The organism is Acinetobacter sp. WCHAc060042, assembly GCF_003231195.1.
In the GTDB taxonomy this organism is placed as follows: domain Bacteria; phylum Pseudomonadota; class Gammaproteobacteria; order Pseudomonadales; family Moraxellaceae; genus Acinetobacter.
Window position 1 is genome coordinate 1 of record NZ_QKVN01000010.1, and the last position, 17,839, is coordinate 17,839.

General features: G+C 40.2%; 17 protein-coding genes and 1 tRNA gene. 11 read left to right on the forward strand and 7 right to left on the reverse strand.

Annotation, left to right across the window (positions count from 1 at the left end; translation table 11 throughout):
* The coding region (locus tag DPG01_RS05895; RefSeq protein ID WP_110974479.1) for a hypothetical protein at positions 1-457 on the reverse strand (457 nt) is incomplete at its 3' end.
* A 151-nt stretch (positions 458-608) separates the two neighbouring features.
* On the opposite strand from DPG01_RS05895, the gene DPG01_RS05900 reads away from it, so the two are divergent.
* On the forward strand, positions 609-1,622 hold the full coding sequence (locus DPG01_RS05900; protein ID WP_110974480.1) for an AraC family transcriptional regulator: 1,014 nt from the start codon (positions 609-611) through the stop codon (positions 1,620-1,622).
* A gap of 118 nt (positions 1,623-1,740) precedes the next feature.
* Here DPG01_RS05900 and DPG01_RS05905 read toward each other — a convergent pair.
* Both DPG01_RS05905 and DPG01_RS05910 read right to left on the reverse strand, forming a co-directional pair.
* Positions 1,741-1,816: transfer RNA gene (locus DPG01_RS05905), tRNA-Arg, on the reverse strand.
* 88 nt (positions 1,817-1,904) lie between these two features.
* Positions 1,905-3,260, reverse strand: a complete 1,356-nt coding sequence (locus tag DPG01_RS05910) for an amino acid permease (RefSeq protein ID WP_086208562.1) — start codon at positions 3,258-3,260, stop codon at positions 1,905-1,907.
* A gap of 342 nt (positions 3,261-3,602) precedes the next feature.
* Between DPG01_RS05910 and prpF the strand changes: the two genes are divergently transcribed.
* From prpF to DPG01_RS05930, 4 genes are all read left to right on the forward strand, one after another.
* The gene (prpF, locus tag DPG01_RS05915; RefSeq protein WP_110974481.1) at positions 3,603-4,793 is read left to right on the forward strand and encodes a 2-methylaconitate cis-trans isomerase PrpF; all 1,191 of its coding nucleotides are present in this window, start codon (positions 3,603-3,605) and stop codon (positions 4,791-4,793) included.
* 333 nt (positions 4,794-5,126) lie between these two features.
* Entirely contained in the window at positions 5,127-6,038 is a 912-nt protein-coding gene (locus DPG01_RS05920; RefSeq protein ID WP_110974482.1) for a polyprenyl synthetase family protein, read from the forward strand.
* Positions 6,039-6,763: 725 nt separating this feature from the next.
* Entirely contained in the window at positions 6,764-7,342 is a 579-nt protein-coding gene (locus DPG01_RS05925) for a TetR/AcrR family transcriptional regulator (protein WP_110974483.1), read from the forward strand.
* Entirely contained in the window at positions 7,339-8,244 is a 906-nt protein-coding gene (locus DPG01_RS05930) for a DMT family transporter (RefSeq protein WP_110974484.1), read from the forward strand. Before DPG01_RS05925 ends, DPG01_RS05930 begins: the two co-directional genes overlap by 4 nt.
* Before the next feature lie 183 nt (positions 8,245-8,427).
* Here the strand turns inward: DPG01_RS05930 and DPG01_RS05935 are convergent, their stop codons facing one another.
* Entirely contained in the window at positions 8,428-9,576 is a 1,149-nt protein-coding gene (locus tag DPG01_RS05935; RefSeq protein WP_110974528.1) for a DUF1624 domain-containing protein, read from the reverse strand.
* Between the two features lie 171 nt (positions 9,577-9,747).
* Between DPG01_RS05935 and DPG01_RS05940 the strand changes: the two genes are divergently transcribed.
* From DPG01_RS05940 to DPG01_RS05950, 3 genes are all read left to right on the forward strand, one after another.
* Positions 9,748-10,380, forward strand: coding sequence for a TetR/AcrR family transcriptional regulator (locus tag DPG01_RS05940; protein ID WP_110974485.1), 633 nt, complete (start codon positions 9,748-9,750; stop codon positions 10,378-10,380).
* Between the two features lie 4 nt (positions 10,381-10,384).
* A complete protein-coding gene (locus tag DPG01_RS05945; RefSeq protein ID WP_110974486.1) occupies positions 10,385-11,362 on the forward strand; it encodes a zinc-binding dehydrogenase in 978 nt (325 codons plus the stop codon).
* Between the two features lie 68 nt (positions 11,363-11,430).
* The gene (locus DPG01_RS05950) at positions 11,431-11,784 is read left to right on the forward strand and encodes a DUF1304 domain-containing protein (protein WP_086208025.1); all 354 of its coding nucleotides are present in this window, start codon (positions 11,431-11,433) and stop codon (positions 11,782-11,784) included.
* 77 nt (positions 11,785-11,861) lie between these two features.
* Here the strand turns inward: DPG01_RS05950 and DPG01_RS05955 are convergent, their stop codons facing one another.
* The 3 genes from DPG01_RS05955 to DPG01_RS05965 all read right to left on the reverse strand — a co-directional run bounded on the left by DPG01_RS05955 (position 11,862) and on the right by DPG01_RS05965 (position 15,056).
* On the reverse strand, positions 11,862-12,557 hold the full coding sequence (locus tag DPG01_RS05955; protein WP_110974487.1) for a pirin family protein: 696 nt from the start codon (positions 12,555-12,557) through the stop codon (positions 11,862-11,864).
* A 112-nt stretch (positions 12,558-12,669) separates the two neighbouring features.
* Positions 12,670-13,731: a hypothetical protein gene (locus DPG01_RS05960; protein WP_228156968.1), complete on the reverse strand. Its 1,062-nt coding sequence runs from the start codon at positions 13,729-13,731 to the stop codon at positions 12,670-12,672.
* 83 nt (positions 13,732-13,814) lie between these two features.
* Positions 13,815-15,056 carry a L,D-transpeptidase family protein gene (locus tag DPG01_RS05965; protein WP_086208022.1) on the reverse strand — a complete coding sequence of 414 codons (1,242 nt, stop codon included), beginning with the start codon at positions 15,054-15,056 and terminating at the stop codon, positions 13,815-13,817.
* 202 nt (positions 15,057-15,258) lie between these two features.
* Between DPG01_RS05965 and hemE the strand changes: the two genes are divergently transcribed.
* The 3 genes from hemE to DPG01_RS05980 all read left to right on the forward strand — a co-directional run bounded on the left by hemE (position 15,259) and on the right by DPG01_RS05980 (position 17,783).
* Entirely contained in the window at positions 15,259-16,329 is a 1,071-nt protein-coding gene (gene hemE / locus DPG01_RS05970) for a uroporphyrinogen decarboxylase (RefSeq protein ID WP_086208021.1), read from the forward strand.
* A gap of 36 nt (positions 16,330-16,365) precedes the next feature.
* Complete coding sequence (locus tag DPG01_RS05975; RefSeq protein ID WP_171327366.1) at positions 16,366-17,163, forward strand: DUF817 family protein; 798 nt, start codon at positions 16,366-16,368, stop codon at positions 17,161-17,163.
* Positions 17,164-17,312: 149 nt separating this feature from the next.
* Positions 17,313-17,783, forward strand: coding sequence for a DUF3015 family protein (locus tag DPG01_RS05980; RefSeq protein ID WP_110974490.1), 471 nt, complete (start codon positions 17,313-17,315; stop codon positions 17,781-17,783).
* The last annotated feature ends 56 nt before the right edge of the window (positions 17,784-17,839 follow it).

A 17,839-nucleotide genomic window follows, 5' to 3' on the forward strand; every position in this document is an offset into this window, starting at 1 on the left:
CAATGCTAAAATTAAAAATAGGCAACTGTAGTTGTTTGATATTTTCCCCATAAGTTGCATCTGCTAATACTTGTTTATGTGCATAATCTATAGAAAAATTAGAGAGTGTTAGACTCTTTTCTGTTCCATCATCTTGATGGCGTGAGTAGACCATGGTTGTACCTTTTGCTCGTCCAAGTACAACTTTCATTTTGGAACCAATCACTATACTTGTCACAGGGTAATTAAACTCACTTGAATTTCCACCGATACTTGGTTGATCTAATGCTATTGCTGTACCTTTCGCTTGTGCTTTTATCCCAAATTTATCCCAAAAATCATGCCTTAACGCTTCTGGAAAAGTATGAATTGAATCTGATGCTGTAAAACCAACTGGGACTGTTAATCCAGCTTGTACTTTTGCTGTACCAATGAGGGCTAGAATAACAAAGCTTAATTTAGTGAATAATGCTTTCATATATGCTCCAACGAGAGTTTTTTGGTCATATGTGAGTAGATTTTCTACTCCGCTTGAAAGGCATCTTACTACTCGCAAAATTTTAGCTGTAGTGGCAAACTAACCCTATATTATTGTCATTTGTGGCCATGTTGTTTTAAAGGAATTGAAAATGAAAGGGGAGCATAGGTTAAAGATTTCAGGGGTTTTTCCTGTAGAATACTTAATGATAGCTAAAGAACAAGGTGTAGATATCAATCACTTATTAAGTTCTTTGGGTATGAGCCCCAACGTTAATATTTTAAGAGAACATGGGATATTGTTTGAGCAGATGTTGCAAATGATGCATGCATTATGGCAGGTGACTAACCATGACTTATCTATTGGTTTCCAAGCAGGATGTCGTATTACACCAACCGCATTTGGTTATTTTGGGCAAGCAATATTAAGCTGTAACACATTTCAAGAAGCGATTGTATTTTGTACTCAATATTGGGAATTGATTGGAAAAGGTATACAAACCACTCATCAAGAAAACGATAAAGAACATCTCATTATTATTGAAACTGAAATGCCGACAGAAGGGTATTTACAACAGTGGATGATTGAATCTGCAATATTTTCCTTTTGGCGTACGTTGGTTGCTATACTACCAAATGCGAAACATGAACTAAAAATAACCTTAACTTTTGCTGAACCACCCCATGCTATAGACGTTTATAAAGAGGTTGGTAACGTTAAATATAACTATCCAATCAACAGTATACAAATCCCCATTCAATATTTGTCAGATAAACTCCCTCTCAGGAGCTCATCAGCTTTTACTATTGCAATAGCACAATGTGATGCACAGTTAAACTTTGAAGATCAATATTCTATATTAACAAAAAAAATTAAAAATATTATAGGTTTGGATAAAAATGGATATCTTTCATTAGATGAAATGGCTGCATATTTATCTATGTCAGCGCGAACTTTAAGAAGAAATTTAGCTGACGAAGGGAGTAAATATTCTGAATTACTCAAGCAAGTAAAACTAAAAGATGCGACTCGCCTATTGCAAAATACACAATTAAGCATTGATGAAATCGCTAGTAAAATGGGTTATGAGGATGATGCTAACTTTTGCAGGGCCTTTAGAAAATGGTTTGGGCAAACACCAAGTGAAGTTCGTAAAATTAATTAATCTGAATCTTGGATAAAATTTAATTTGAAAGAAGATAACTGAACTTCGACTAACAAACTGAATTTTATATATTTTTGATATTGATTTGGAATGTTGTAGATCAAAATAAACCATAAAATGGTGCGCCCTGCGGGACTCGAACCCACGTCGGTCGCTTAGGAGGCAACTGCTCTATCCAGTTAAGCTAAGGGCGCAAAGGTGGGGTTAATGTAGCTGATTTTATTCAAAAAAAATAGTTATTGCCGAAACAATAACTATTTTAAAGTGGCTCAAGTATAGATTTTAAGCTTTATTTTTGTTTAAAGACTTAAACAGTACCAACATGGCGATAATCCAGATCGGAATCATATAGACAGATTCTTTGAAACCTTGAGTCCACATGATGTAGAGCACAGTCAAAATAAATGCCAATACAACATAGTTACTTACAGGTGCCCAAAGTGCAGGGAAGCTGGTCTTTAAGCCTTTTTGCTTCATTGCTTGCATGAACTTTAAGTGCGTCAAGCTAATCATGGCCCAGTTGAGAACCAAAGCACCGACGACGACATACATTAAGTGACCTAAAGCATCTTCTGGAACAAAATAGTTCAACAACACGCAACCAAAAATCAGGACAGCAGAGAATAACACCGCAGGAATAGGCACGCCTTGTTTATTCACTTTTAGGAAAACTTTAGGTGCATTGCCTTGTTCAGCCAAACCAAACAACATACGGCTATTGGCATACATACCACTGTTATACACAGACAGTGCAGCAGTTAAGATAATGAAGTTCAGTAAATGAGCTGCCCAACCTATGCCTAATTGACTAAAGATCATCACAAATGGACTTTTATCTAAACCGCCCAAATCTAGTTGATTCCAAGGCACTAAAGACAACAGAATAGTCAATGAACCTACATAGAAAATCAGGATACGGAACACAACCTGATTAATGGCTTTAGGAATCGTCTTTTCCGGATCTTTTGCTTCAGCCGCAGCCATACCAATCAGCTCAATACCACCAAAAGCGAACATGAGGAAGGCTAACATATAGAACAAGCCATCAAAGCCATTCGGGAAGAATCCGCCATGACTCCATAGGTTGCTAAATGAAGCGGTAGAACCTGCATCTGCGGTAAATAATAAATATAAACCGAAAACAATCATGGAGATAACAGCTGCAACTTTAATGATGGCTAACCAGAACTCAGATTCACCATAGAATTTAACATTGCCTAAGTTAATTAAGGTAATGACAATAAAGAAGAACAGTACAGATGACCAAGCAGGAATATGAGGCCACCAGTAATTAATATATTTGGCAACTGCTGTGAGTTCGGTCATGGCAACAAGGATATATAAAATCCAATAGTTCCAACCTGCCAAAAAGCCCGGAAATTTGCCCCAGTATTTGTTTGCAAAATGACTGAATGAACCAGCAACTGGCTCATGTACAATCATTTCCCCGAGTTGACGCATAATTAAAAATGCAATCAAGCCACCAATAGCATAGCCCAGAATAATGGATGGACCAGCAGATTGGATGACCTGTGCGGAACCTAAAAATAAGCCAGTACCAATTGCACCACCCATGGCAATCAATTGAATATGACGGTTCTTTAAGCCACGCTGAAGTTGAGACGACTCTTTATTCAAGTTATTTCAGCCCGACAATGGATAAGTGTTTCCGATTGTAATAGATCGAGAAGAAATCGCATAGTAGCTCAAAATGCATGAAAAAAAGTTATTATTCATATGAAAAATAATGTGTGAAAAATAGTAAATAAAAAAGATACGAATCAATATATTAATTTTATTTAAATTGTCGGATTGTGGATTATTTTAGGAAACTCTCCGTTCACAAATGATGTTTTTTTATACTTGTTTAGACTTAAGTCCTGTATTTTACGCATGGATCTGGAAAAAAGGTATGATGAAGCTGAGTTAAATCAGGTTGTTTGACTTAACACAATGATAAATATGAAGGATTCAATAAAAATGAGTTTTGCACCGCAAATCAAGATTCCAGCAACCTATATGCGTGGAGGAACCAGTAAGGGCGTATTCTTTAAACTTGATGATCTTCCTGAGGCTGCGCAACAAGTAGGTCGCGTTCGAGATCAGCTTTTACTTCGTGTGATTGGTAGTCCGGATCCTTATGCAAAGCAGATTGATGGCATGGGAGGTGCGACATCAAGCACCAGTAAAACGGTGATTCTAGCCAAAAGCCAGCAAGCAGAACATGATGTTGATTATTTGTTTGGTCAGGTTTCAATTGATCAGCCTTTTGTCGACTGGAGTGGAAACTGTGGCAACTTAACGGCAGCAGTGGGCTCATTTGCAATCTCAAATGGTTTGGTCGATGCTGCGCGTATTCCAGAAAGTGGCATCTGCACAGTCCGCATTTGGCAGGTGAATATTCAAAAAACTATTATTGCTCATGTACCTGTTACAAATGGACAAGTTCAAGAAACAGGTGATTTTGAACTTGATGGTGTGACATTTCCTGCTGCGGAAGTGCAAATTGAATTTTTAGATCCGGCCGACGATGGTGAAGATGGTGGTGCAATGTTCCCTACAGGGAATTTGGTCGATATTTTAGAGGTACCTGAGATTGGTCGTTTCCAAGCCACATTTATCAATGCGGGTATTCCCACGATTTTTTTAAATGCAGAAGACATTGGTTATACAGGTACTGAATTACAAGACGCAATTAATGGCGATGCCAAAGCTTTAGCACGCTTTGAAACTATTCGAGCTTATGGTGCAAAACAGATGGGGCTGATTCAAGATATTTCTGAAGCTGCCAGCCGTCAACACACGCCTAAAATTGCCTTTGTTTCTCAACCAAAACAATATGTATCTTCAAGTGGTAAAACCATCACAGCGCAGGACACGGATTTATTGGTTCGTGCACTGTCTATGGGTAAACTCCATCATGCCATGATGGGTACAGCAGCTGTTGCTATTGGCACCGCAGCAGCGATACCAGGAACCTTAGTTAATTTGGCTGCAGGTGGCGGTGAGCGCGAGGCAGTACGATTTGGTCATCCGTCAGGGACATTACGTGTAGGGGCGCAAGCGATACAAGAAAATGGTCAATGGGTCGTGAAAAAAGCGGTCATGAGTCGTAGTGCCCGCGTGCTGATGGAAGGTTGGGTCAGAATTCCTGCTGAAAGCATAGATTAATCTTGTGTAAGCTATGTAAAAGCCTCTATGTTTAGAGGCTTTTTATATTTCTCCTAATTTTAAAGTGCGAAAGGCTAAAACAATGAATTGGGGTGGGGAGTTTTGGATCTAATTTCTCAGAGCCATTTTTTAGCGTAGTCGCTGTTTAAAACAGCCAAAAAGGGCTTCATATTGATCAGTATGTGAAATTTAATAGATTAGCGCATATTGTTTGAGGTTTCGGCGTAGAGAAAGCGGGCAGAAAGCAGTATGATGCCAACAGATCATGTTCATGTTTAACTCAGTGTAAACTGAGCTTTAAATCATTTTATTCTATTGTTATTCGAGGCGAATGTGTCAGTACTAACCGACGTATCAGCAAATGCGCTCCAACAGGCTCAACAACGTATTCACGATGATTTATTGACTGCACTGGATGCTTTTTCAATTCCTGAACCGTTAAAAAGTGCCGTGCATCATGCTGTAATGTTAGGCGGAAAGCGTGTGCGCCCCGCACTGTGCTATGCCACGGCCCATTTGAACCCAAACTTCAATTGGGCTGCTGTACGCCGTGCTGCTGTGGCAGTAGAATTGATTCACTGTTATTCCTTGGCACACGATGATTTGCCATGTATGGACAATGACCTATTACGTCGTGGTCAGCCGACTTGTCATGTGGCTTATGGTGAGGATACCGCTTTACTGGCAGGTGACATTTTACAGTCTATGGCTTTTGAAATTCTAGCTAGCCGACTATTTGATGCGGGTCCTATGGTGGATCAAGGTATTGTATTAAAGCAGATGCAAATTTTAGCAACAGCCAGTTCTAAAATGGTGTGTGGTCAAGTCCTCGATTTACAAGCAGAAGGTAAGCGGGTTGATCAAACTGCACTAGAAACCATTCACCGTAATAAAACGGGTGCATTGATTTCAGCAGCAGTGATGATGGCTGCGGTCACAGTCTTTGAGGGTGGTGATCAATCGATTCCAAAGTTACGTGAATATGCACAGGCGATAGGCCTCGCTTTTCAAGTACAAGATGACATTTTAGATATTACGTCAAATACAGATGTACTGGGTAAAACTGCGGGCAAAGATGAGCAAGTTGAAAAGTCGACCTATCCAGCTTTGATGGGGCTTGAAGCTGCGCAGAACTATGCGAAAACGCTACATGATCAAGCTTTTGCAGCGTTAGCTTATTTCTCAAGTGACGCGGCTTCCGAATTGAATCAAATTTCCCAATTTTTATTGGCGCGTCAAAGTTGAGTTTGGGTTTTGTTGAATAATTGCAGTCGTCTTTGTTGTATAAACCTTCAAAGAGCTAAGGTTCGGCTAAGTGACTTAAGGTTTAAGTAATGACATTGGTAATGTAATCTACTAGATTTGGTGAATCTTTGTATTTTTACTAGCTGAGCTGGCTGCATCTGTCAGATACCCAGCAGATATGTAGGTTAGTTTTTCTTATGTTTCGATATACATTGCTAGAATTTTCAAACCATTCTTGTAAATGAGTAGATGAAGCTAGGCACTATTTTTTAGATAGCTAAGCCCAGTATTCGTCTATTTAGGCTTTTTAACAAAGGCATGAAAACCGCAGGCTTTATGAAATTCTGAATATAGCCAGTGATTATATCTACAGATAGGCGAAATAAAAATTCAATTCCCAAATAACATTAGGTCATTGTGTCTGGATCATTGCGATTTTAACCATGTTGACTTTGTGATTTAGCATAGTACTTATGAGTATGCAACCAAATCACATATCTCTCATTTGATTCGAACTTACGTATACGCATAACCACCGACTAGTAGTCTGCTAAATTTCAGGTTCGAGTGTATTTGTGTTGCAAGTGTAGGGTTGAATCAGTATTTATCAGATGATTTATATAGCAAGGATGAGTTTTCTAGTAACGAACTTATTTGCTTAACTCACTTGCATATTTTTTCACATCTTGTAAATTGGGTATATCGGTCTACCTACATAAAGCATTATGAATACCAAAACAGCAAAACAGAAAATTTTAGATGCAGCTGCAATTTTGTTTTATAACGATGGCATTACAAATACTGGCATTAATACCATTACGGACAAAGCGAAAGTTGCCAAAATGTCTTTATATAATAATTTCCCGACCAAGTCGGATTTGATCAGTTCTTATATTGAAGCGCGGCATCAAGAATGGCTAGAGCTGTACGCTGTGCGAAATCATGATGCACATACACCAGTGGATAAAATTATTGCGGTTTTTGAAGCCTACCAAGATCATGCTGAATTTGCCTATGAGAAGGGCTTCCGCGGATGTGGTTTGTTGAATGCTGCGGCCGAGTTTCCTGCACACAGTGCTGAGCGTTTGGCGGTGAAGCAGCATAAAGATGAAATTGAAAGGATTATCTCCACACAACTGGTGCTGTTAATTGAAGAGCCAGAGCGAGTACAGCAAATTGCTTTGATGCTGTCTTTTTTACTCGAAGGTTCAATTGCTCGTGCGGGGCTTGAGAGTTCCAGTGAAAAAGTTTTAGCTGCAACGCAAATGGTAAAAACGATTTTAGCGCGAGAGATCATAGCGTGAGTCAGTCTATTTCTGCTGTTCCAAATTATGGTTTCATTGCGGTTCTTCTAGCCGCTTTTTTGTGGGGAACTACAGGAACGGTGGCATCCTTTGCACCTCATTTGAGTCCGCTGACAATTGGGGCTGCCGCGATGGGTGGTGGTGGTTTATTACAAGCACTGTTAGCACGTAAAAGTATCATCAGCCATCTGCCACACATCAAAGCCAATAGTGTGATGCTTAGTGTTGGTGTGATTTCTGTGTTTGTTTATCCTCTGGCTTTTTATTCGTCGATGCACTATGCGGGGATCACTATTGGCACGGTGGTTTCGATTGGCACAGCACCATTATTTACTGCGCTTTTAGAACGGGTATTTGACAGAAAACCGCTTTCCATGGCGTGGTTGGTGAGTTTTGTTTTGGGGGTAACGGGGGTGGTATTGTTGTCTTTGGGAGAGTCGGATACTACAGCAAATACAGAAGGCTTATCTCAACATAGACAGATATTGGGTATCGGCTTGGGTGGAGTGGCAGGCTTAACTTATGCTTTATATTCTTGGGCTGCAAAAAGAATGATTGACCAAGGATTAGATGCAAAAGCCACTATGGGAATGATTTTTGGACTCGGTGCTTTATTATTACTTCCCACTTTATGGATGACAGGCTCAAACTTGTTTGAAGAAAACATCAACCTGTATGTCGTTGGTTATATGATGCTTATTCCGATGTTTTTGGGTTATGTCTTGTTTGGTTATGGTTTAAAAACCGTGCCTGCCAGTAAAGCCATTACCTTAACTTTATTTGAGCCTTTGGTGGCTGCGGTATTGGCAATTCTGTTGGTGGGAGAGCAAATTGCACCAATTGGCTGGTTCGGGATGTTGCTAATTTCGATTTGCTTGGCACTGCTGAGCAAAGCAAAGTAAGTTTTTTGAAGCAGCCTGAAACAAAGAACAGCACTCAGTCATGCTATTGTAAATTTTAGCTTCAGAAATTTACTGGTGTAAAAAACATTTTAGTTAGGTGTTGGAAAAGCCGATACCCATTGATGCTTAGTTGAGCTAAGCATCAAGATGTGTACGGTAAATTTTATGATGCTTTATCCATAATTATAGATATTTCAAAATACGGATATGCTTGTTTTTATGTTTAAATGCGGAGAATTTCAACATCAAAGGATAAAGTGCCACAGTCAAAATAATTGAGATCAGCCAAAGGGTAGAAACGTGATCTACACCAAAATATTCACCATGAGTTTTGCCAAATAGTGCGAGGGCAATGAGATAGAGGGCTTTAAGTGCATATAAATGGACGATATAAAAGAACATAGGTACGGAACCAAATACAATCAAGGGCTTGATCCAACCTTTACTTTCAAGTTTTTGAAGTAACACTAACAGGACTAGCCCTAGCCCGACATTCCATAAAATAAACAGTAGTGATGGTGGGTACTTGGTCAGATTCATAAAACTCATAATCGTTTCAATATTGGTCGGCATGCTAGACCATGCTTGATCGCCATAGATATTGAGCATTCTTAAAACGATAAATAAAGCAACACTGCCAAGTCCGAAGAACAAGAGGGTTTGATTTCTTTTTGTGATGTCTTGAGTCGTATTAAATACGCTATAGCCGATACAATAACCCAAAGTAATCACGCCAACCCAAGGTAGTACAGGGTAAGAGGTTCTAAAACGAATTAGATTTCCAAACTCAATCCAACCGCGTTCATGCAAAATAAACCAAAGGTTCTGTACGATAGGCAGATGTGGAAATGACACTTGATCGAGTAAATTATGTCCAAAAATAATGCTGAGACTGATCACCCAGAGCCATTTTTGCGACAAGCCAATTAAGCCCGCCAAGGCCACCATACTTAAACCGATAGCCCAAATTACCTGTAAATAGATGACATCGGGCGGGAACTGTCCTGTCCAAGCGAAATTAATCACAATCAGTTCGAGAAAAATCAAGAAGAGTCCACGCTTGAGTAAAAATTCGCGAGTCATTTGAACGCTGTTGTTTTTTGCTTGATAGAGATAAGCCGATAGACCCGTTAAGACCACAAAAACAGGAGCACATAAGTGAGCCAAAATTCGGCTAAAGAACAGGGGTTCTTCAGTGCCAGGGATTAGCATCGGGTCGGGGACTTGTTGATGGAGATAAAAAGTTTCTCGGACATGATCGACCATCATGATCAAAATGACGAGTCCTCTGAGGGCATCAATGGCTTGTAAACGTTGTGAAGGTGTAGACATAAATAAAGTTGAAAATGTTGTTATGGTATAATGTAACATTTGTTTTAATTCTTTGTAACTTAAATATCATCATTAAAACTTATATGTATGAACTAAATGGATTATTTAGAACGAAAATTTTTCTATTATTTTTTATAGACGACTGGTCTATTATTGATTTATAGTGTGGACATGAAACGATCAGACAAAAGTGAAGCCACACGACAACATATTTTAAATAGCAGTTTCGAACTGGTATTACAGAAAGGTTTTGTTGGCGTAGGCTTACAGGAAATTCTCAAAAACTGTGATGTGCCGAAAGGTTCATTTTATTATTACTTTGCTTCAAAAGAGGCATTTGGCTGTGCGCTTCTGGAACAGTACCTTGCTGACTATAAAGTCAAAATTGACCAACTGATGCAGCAAGAGCAAGGATGTGCTTATGCCCGTTTGGTTGCGCTTTGGCAGGCATGGATTGATAACCCATCTCATATTGAAAGTGATGTTGAACATCATAGCGATGGGGGATGGGCGCAGAACTGTCTGATCGTCAAATTGGCAGCAGAAGTCTCAGATTTATCTGAAGATATGCGTCGGATTTTGAACTTCGGGGTACGTAAGTTAACAGAACGCATATCAGGTCTAATCAAAGCAGGGCAACAAGACGGTTCAATTCCATCGCATATTGATGCTGAAAAGATGGCACAGACGATGTATCAGCTGTGGTTGGGCGCAGCTTTATTGGCAAGACTTGCACAAGATAAGCAGCCCCTTTATTTGGCTATGGAAACTACTCAACAACTCTTACAACCCATCAAGGAATAAATAGATGCAAAGTATTATACATCATCATTTTGGTGAGCCTGTCGACGTATTGGAAGCAGCAGATATGCCAATGCCTGAGCCAAAAGCAGGTGAAGTGCGTATTAAAATGATTTTATCACCTATGCATAATCATGACGTGTGGACAGTGCGTGGTAGTTATGGCTATAAGCCAGCACTACCCGCGATTGGTGGTAGTGAAGCTGTTGGTGTGGTTGATGCACTTGGTGAGGGTGTGCAAGGTGTATCATTGGGTCAGCGTGTGGCAGTTGCGGCGGTTCATGGTAGTTGGGCGGAGTATTTTATTGCACCAGCACATGGCATTGTCCCTTTAACGGATGCAATTGAGGATGAAACGGCAGCTCAGTTGATTGGCATGCCGATTAGTGCCTTGATGCTGCTTGAATTTGTTGACTTAAAAACAGATCAATGGATGATTCAAAACACCGCCAATGGTGCCGTAGGGAAAACTGTGGCAATGATTGCCGCAGCACGTGGTCAAAAGGTAATTCATTTGGTACGACGTACTGAGGCTGTGGCTGAAATGCATGCTTTGGGCATTCAAAATGTCGTGGCAACAGACCAAGCTGATTGGAAAGCACAAGTCAAAGCTATTCATGCAAATCAGCCCCTGATGGTAGGGGTGGACTCGATTGGTGGAAAAGCCAGTGGTGAAATGTTGGCTCTACTGAGTGAAAATAGTCTCTTGGTGTCTTTCGGTAGCATGTCGGGAGAAGTGATGCAGATTTCTTCGGGAGATTTAATTTTTAAACAAGCGACCGTCAAAGGCTTCTGGGCAAGCGTGGTGAATAAAGAGTTGTCTTCTGAGCGTAAAAAAGCCTTAATTGTTGAGTTATTGACTTTAGCTGCCCAGAAAAAACTGTTATTACCTGTTGAAGGGGTGTTTAGTTTTACACAAATCAAAGATGCTGCCCTAAAAGCGACGCAAGGTGCGCGTCAGGGTAAAGTGCTTTTGAAACCTTAATCATTTTTGACCTAGATCAGCGAAGTTGTTGATCTATCTATCATTCATAAAAATAAAGGATAAAGTGTATGGTGGGACAAGTTCTAATTGGCTTAATTGCACTGTTGCATGTGTATATTTTAGTTTTAGAGATGTTTTTATGGGATAAGCCCTATGGCTTAAAAGCTTTTGGCAATAGCCCTGAGAAAGCGCAGTTAACGAAAGTTATGGCTCAAAATCAAGGCTTATATAATGGTTTTCTGGCTGCAGGTCTATTTTGGTCATTATGCGCACCTGAAAGCTATGCACTTGCTCTGGCGAACTTCTTTTTAGGCTGTGTTTTGGTTGCGGGAATTTATGGTGGACTAACCGCTAGTAAGAAAATTATTTACATTCAGGCAGTTCCTGCCATTTTGGCACTGCTTGCAGTGAATTTTCTTTAAGTCGATTGAGTAGTCACTTATTGAATACACATGGAAAAGCCAACGTGAAGACGTTGGCTTTTTTGATGTGTGGCTAGTTATTTTACTTCAGGTAAGTCAAACCAAATGACCTGAGCATCGTCCAGTGCTTTGATTTCAGTAACATCTATAAATGCAATCGCATCACCTGCATGGATTGTATGTTCAGCCACTTGGATTGAGCCAGAAATCACATGTACATAGTTAACATGTTGTGTGGCTTTAATCGAAAGGGTCTGATCTTTTTCAAGTACAGCCGTTTTCACTTCTGCATCTTGACGAATATGCATTGGTGCATTGTCGTTTGGACCACAAATCAGATGCCATTGGTTGGGTTGCTCATGCGGATCGAGACGAATCTGTTGATAATTTGGGGCTGCATCTCGTTCATTTGGAATGATCCAAATTTGTAGTAAATGCACTTGCTCATCACTTTGATTCATCTCACTGTGTTGTACGCCAGTACCTGCACTCATCAGTTGCCATTCCCCCGCAGAAATACCGCCATGGTTGCCCATGCTGTCTTTATGGGTAATCGTGCCTTTGAGCACGCAGGTTAAGATTTCCATATTGTCATGAGGGTGTTGTCCAAAACCTTGATGTCCTGCAATGAGGTCATCGTTGATAACACGTAGAGCACTGACGCCCATGTATTTCGGATTATACCAACTGCCAAATGAAAAGCTGTGTTTAGACTCTAGCCAACCAATATTGACATGACCACGGTCTTGGCTACGATGAATGAAAGCATCCATTTTGAACTCCAATCTTATTTTTAATCTATGGCGTAATTTTAGTGTTTTATATTTGTTGATGAAATGGTGAATTTGCAATGTTGCGTTTCAATATTGAAATGATAGCTCTGTCTTAATTTAGATCACAATACTGTTCGCGAAAATCTTTCCAAATGTAGTTTTTGCCTTGCGCATATTCAGCTAAAAATTGTTGATGTAGCTTCGGTTGGGCTTGCATCCAATTATTTCCCCATTTCACACCGAGTGGGGCCGCTTTATCTTTAAAAACAAAATAATCATCAAGGCAAGTACTGCTTTCAACGTAGAAGGCTGTATCTTGATCGTCGAGATAATTTTCGTAATTAATAGAATTGGGTGGGTTTTTTAAGAATACTTTATCACTGGCGGTGAGTAGAATTTTCTGTTCAAAGCGCTGCAATTGACCTTGTTTGTACTCATAGCGGGTTTCAATATTATAAGGATGTACGGTTTGATAGTCACCTGGGGACTTGGTGCTGTATTCCAGTATTGCGTTATTGTAATCTGATAAATCTTTATCCCATTTGGGGCCAAAACTCATTCCATCTTCAATAACAGGAGCCACGAATTGCACGCGGTGGAGCTGTTGACCATTCGTGTCGATTTCAATAATTTCGTAGCTGTATCGGTAGCGATTGTTGGCATAGATAGAGTTTATCTCTGCATTGGCTTTTAATTCCGCAGGGGTATAGGCATAGCGGGTACGAAAGATCAGAGCAATGTATTTGTCTGTTGGCATAATTGCAAATAGCTCATGGTCTTTGACGGTGTGTTTGAGCTGTGGTTGTAGAGTAATTTTTTTTCGATTTTCCGCATAAGCATCGCCAATAGCGAATATGGCTGAGTGCGGCTGGTTTAAATAAAACAGTTTAGGCTTTTGCCCTGTTCGAATCGCGTAATAGTGAATCGGAGATTTGCCTGCGATGACATAATAGCGTGTATTCAAAAGTGGCTCTCTGAGACTATCTTGCTCTGGAATGTATTGGGGATGACGGATTTTTTCCTGATCCTCCAGACTGTCAAATGGGTTGTCAGATTCCACCGCATAAGCAGAAGCATCCACGCTGGTCACGATTTCCTCATCTAATTCAGCAAAAGTCGGTGTCGAAAGTGACAGTAAGCAAGCCAAAGGCATTATTCTTTTTAAAGTGTTCATCGTCATTTTTATGTTGTTATGATTGATAAAAAAGGTGTTCTCTTGAGAACACCTTTTATAGCGTAAATACCTTAGAAAACCAATTATTCTAAGAATTTAACCGTTACACCTGGCTTCACTTTTTTACCTAGATCGTTCGCATCCCAGTTGGTCAAACGAATACAACCGTGTGAAGCTGTCTTGGAAATGGCCGATGGGTTTGGCGTACCATGAATACCAAATGATTTTTTACTTAAACCAATCCAGATATTCCCAACTGGGCCATTTGGACCTGGTGGTAAAGAAAGAGGTTTTAAGTTTTTACCTTGAACAAAGTTGCTTGGTGAGTAGCTATACCATGGATTTGGTGCAACACCTGTAACTTTATAGGTACCTGCTGGTGATGGCGTGTCCGAGCTACCGATGGTTGCAGGGAATGAACCGATCATTTGGTTGCGGCTGTTAAATAAATACAGCTGTTTTGCGCCTTTGTGCGCAACAATCAAGTGAATATCTTCTGGCACTTCATTACGAATGTTGGCAACGATAATTTTTTCGCCTGCTTTTTTGAAAGTTGCTTTTGGATTCAACTTTTTCAAAAAGTCTTCATCCATGTGGAACTTTTCACCGAACATTTCAGTCACACGCGTGTAATACAAACCTTTCATTTTTGACTGTAAGGCATAATCGTGTGGAATTGACGCTGCATAAGGCCCTTTCAGGTCTGCATCGGTGATAGTGTATTCAATAAATGCAGGTTTAGACCCTTGACTAGCAAGTAACGCATCCCAAGTTTCTTTGGTGAGCGTACCCGTTGCTTTTAAGCCACTCATTTGTTGGAAAGAGGCAATTGCTTTAAGGGTATTTTTACCGCTCATGCCATCAATTGCGCCTGGAGATGCATGTGCATTGTTGAGCATGACGTGAGCACGTGCATAAACAGGAAATTGACCTTTACCAATATTGTCATACCAATCTGCACTGTTTAAACCATTTAAAGTCCACGATGCTTTTGCAGCAGCAGGATTCGTCGGGCTTGTTGTCGGTGCAGTCGTTGTTTTGCTTGGTGCAGCGCCAACGTCAGCAGTTTTATCTTCAGACTGTTCAAGTTGGTCTAAAGTTTGTGAAGCTTGGTTTAAGTCTGCTTGTTCTTTTGCTGTAATTTGAGTGTTTGCAACCGCAGTAGAAGCTGAAGCGACATCTGTTGCTAAAGGATCAATGGGATCTTGGACTGAAGTATCAATGATCTTTTTTGGCGTCAAGGGTTGTTCAGTAGTAGATGCAGCAAACGCTGTACCAGCAAGAATGCAACTTAAACTCATCGCGAGTATTGTGCGAACGAACATGTAATTCAACCTTAAGAATTATTCATTTACAAAGTAAAAACCAGCCAAGTATTACAGAAAAAAGATAGAGATGCAGTATTTGTTTTGTGTAAATATCTGTTTTAAGCATCAACTGGATCTAATTTTAGTGTGATGAGAAGTTATTAAAAATTCGACCTTTTTGTTATGATGGTGAGCAAATTTAATTGAGATGGGAAAGTAAATGACGACCCTTAAAAATGATCGTTTTCTACGTGCTTTATTACGTGAACCTGTAGATACCACACCCGTCTGGATGATGCGTCAAGCAGGACGTTATTTACCAGAATATCGTGAGACCCGTGCTCAAGCAGGTGATTTCCTCTCATTATGCAAAAATACTGAATTTGCCTGCGAAGTGACGCTACAGCCTTTACGTCGTTATGAGCTTGATGCAGCTATTTTATTTTCAGATATTTTAACTGTACCCGATGCTTTGGGTTTAGGGCTTTATTTTGAAGCGGGTGAAGGACCTAAATTTCATAAAACGGTTCGCACTGAACAAGATGTAGCGAATTTACCTCAGTTTAATGCTGCATCTGATCTCGACTATGTGATGAATGCGGTCAAAACGATTCGTTCGGCCTTGGGTGGTCAAGTGCCATTAATTGGTTTTTCGGGCAGTCCTTGGACACTAGCAACCTATATGGTTGAAGGTGGTTCAAGCAAAGATTTCCGTTTCACCAAGCAAATGATGTATGCGCAACCCGAAGTTTTACATGCGTTGCTCGATCGTTTAGCAGATGCAGTAATTGACTATTTGAATGCGCAAATTGATGCAGGTGCTCAAGCTGTACAGATTTTTGATAGTTGGGGTGGGGCGTTAGCGCACCGTGAATATTTAGAATTTTCTTTAAAATACATGCAAAAAATTGTTGCAGGTTTAAAACGCGAAAATGAAGGACGTAAAGTACCTGTGATTTTATTCACGAAAGGCGGTGGTCAGTGGTTAGAACCGATGGTGGCAACAGGGGCTGATGCTTTTGGTCTGGACTGGACAACGCCATTAAATGTGGCTCGCCAAACGGTGGCGGGTCGTGCGGCACTGCAAGGTAACTTAGATCCTGCTACTTTATATGGTTCGCATGAGACCATCGTGAAAGCGACCAAAGCCATGCTAGATGATGCTTATGCAGATGGTGAGAAAACGGGTTATGTTGCAAACTTAGGTCACGGCATTACCCAGTGGGTTGATCCAATTAATCCGAAAGCCTTTGTCGATACCGTGCATGAATATAGTGCTAAATATCTCTAAGTTTCACTGGATCAATTTAATTAGGATTCATACGTGATCACGATTTTAAAATCATGTTTTGAGTTCTCATCTAAGGCAGCTTCGGCTGCCTTATTTGGGATATTGTTGTTGTTGGCTTTCGCATTCACAGCAAGTATGGCAAATCAGGAATATTGGGGTTTTTTCCGTTATGACTATTTATTGTTCTATGCGGTGCTGATTCAGATTTGTTTACTGTATTTAAAACTTGAGTCTTGGGCCGAAGCCAAAGTGATTGCGCTATTTCACGTGATGGCAATGCTGATGGAAATTTTTTTGACCCATCCGCAGATTGCATCATGGCAGTATCCACATCCCGCCGTGTTTAAAATTCTCACCGTGCCGTTGTTTGCAGGTTTTATGTATTCGGCTGTGGGCAGTTTTTTTGCGCGCTCATTACGTCTTTATCATGTTTCTTTTGAATACTTGCCTCGTTTTTCCTCCATGTTGATATTGGCTGTGTTGTCTTATATCAACTTTATGTCCAAGTTTTTTATTCCAGATATTCGTTATCTATTATTTGCATGGAGTGTAGTGCTGTTTTGGAAAACCAAGATTGGCTTTGAGTTACAGCAGCATCGTTTTCAACTGCCGATGTTACCTGTACTGCTCTTGTTGGCTTTCATGATTTGGATTGCGGAAAATATCAGTACGTTTTACCAAATTTGGTTGTACCCAAGTCAAGTCGATGCATGGCATATGGTGGGTTGGGGTAAATTAGGCTCTTGGTATTTATTGCTACTCTTGAGTCTTGTTTTGGTGCTAAAAATTTTAGGGAAACGAGACCTACGTGGCAACTGGGCGCTACACCGTTAAAATTGAGATTTAATGTCTGTTTTACTTTAGTGTAAATTGTTTTGCGTTATGCGCTTGTTACAGCTATCTTACAAGTGTGTAGCTCAAAATATACACAAACAATAGGAACAATAAAAATACTCGGAGATAATCGAGTCTGGAGAAACCTTATGTTGAAAAAAATGGCATTGGCTGCAGTTTTGGCCGTTGGTTCTACCGCTGCATTTGCAGATAAAGATGTAGGTTGTGGTATTGGTTCACAAATTTGGGAAGGGCAGTCTGGCAAAGTCGCTAAAATTTTAGCGGGTACCACAAACGGTCTTTTTGCTAACCAACTTTTCGGTATCACCTTTGGTACTTTAGGTTGTAGCGGTACAGGTACGGTGACTGCTCAGGCAGTAACATTTACCAATGAAAATGCAGAGTCTTTGGCACGCGATATGGCAGTCGGTGAGGGTGAAAGTCTAAATGTACTGGCTGAACTGCTCAATATTCAGTCTGAAGATAAAGCGCGTTTCTTTGAAGTATCTAAACAAAACTTCGCAAAAATCTATTCGGCTGAAAACCAAGATGCACTTCAAGTGTTAGCATCTTTACAAGCCGTTATGGCAACAGATAGCGTATTAAAAGCATACGTTTAATTGCACTATAAGACCCTGTCTTTAAAGGCAGGGTTTTTCATATCTAAAAAGAAGAA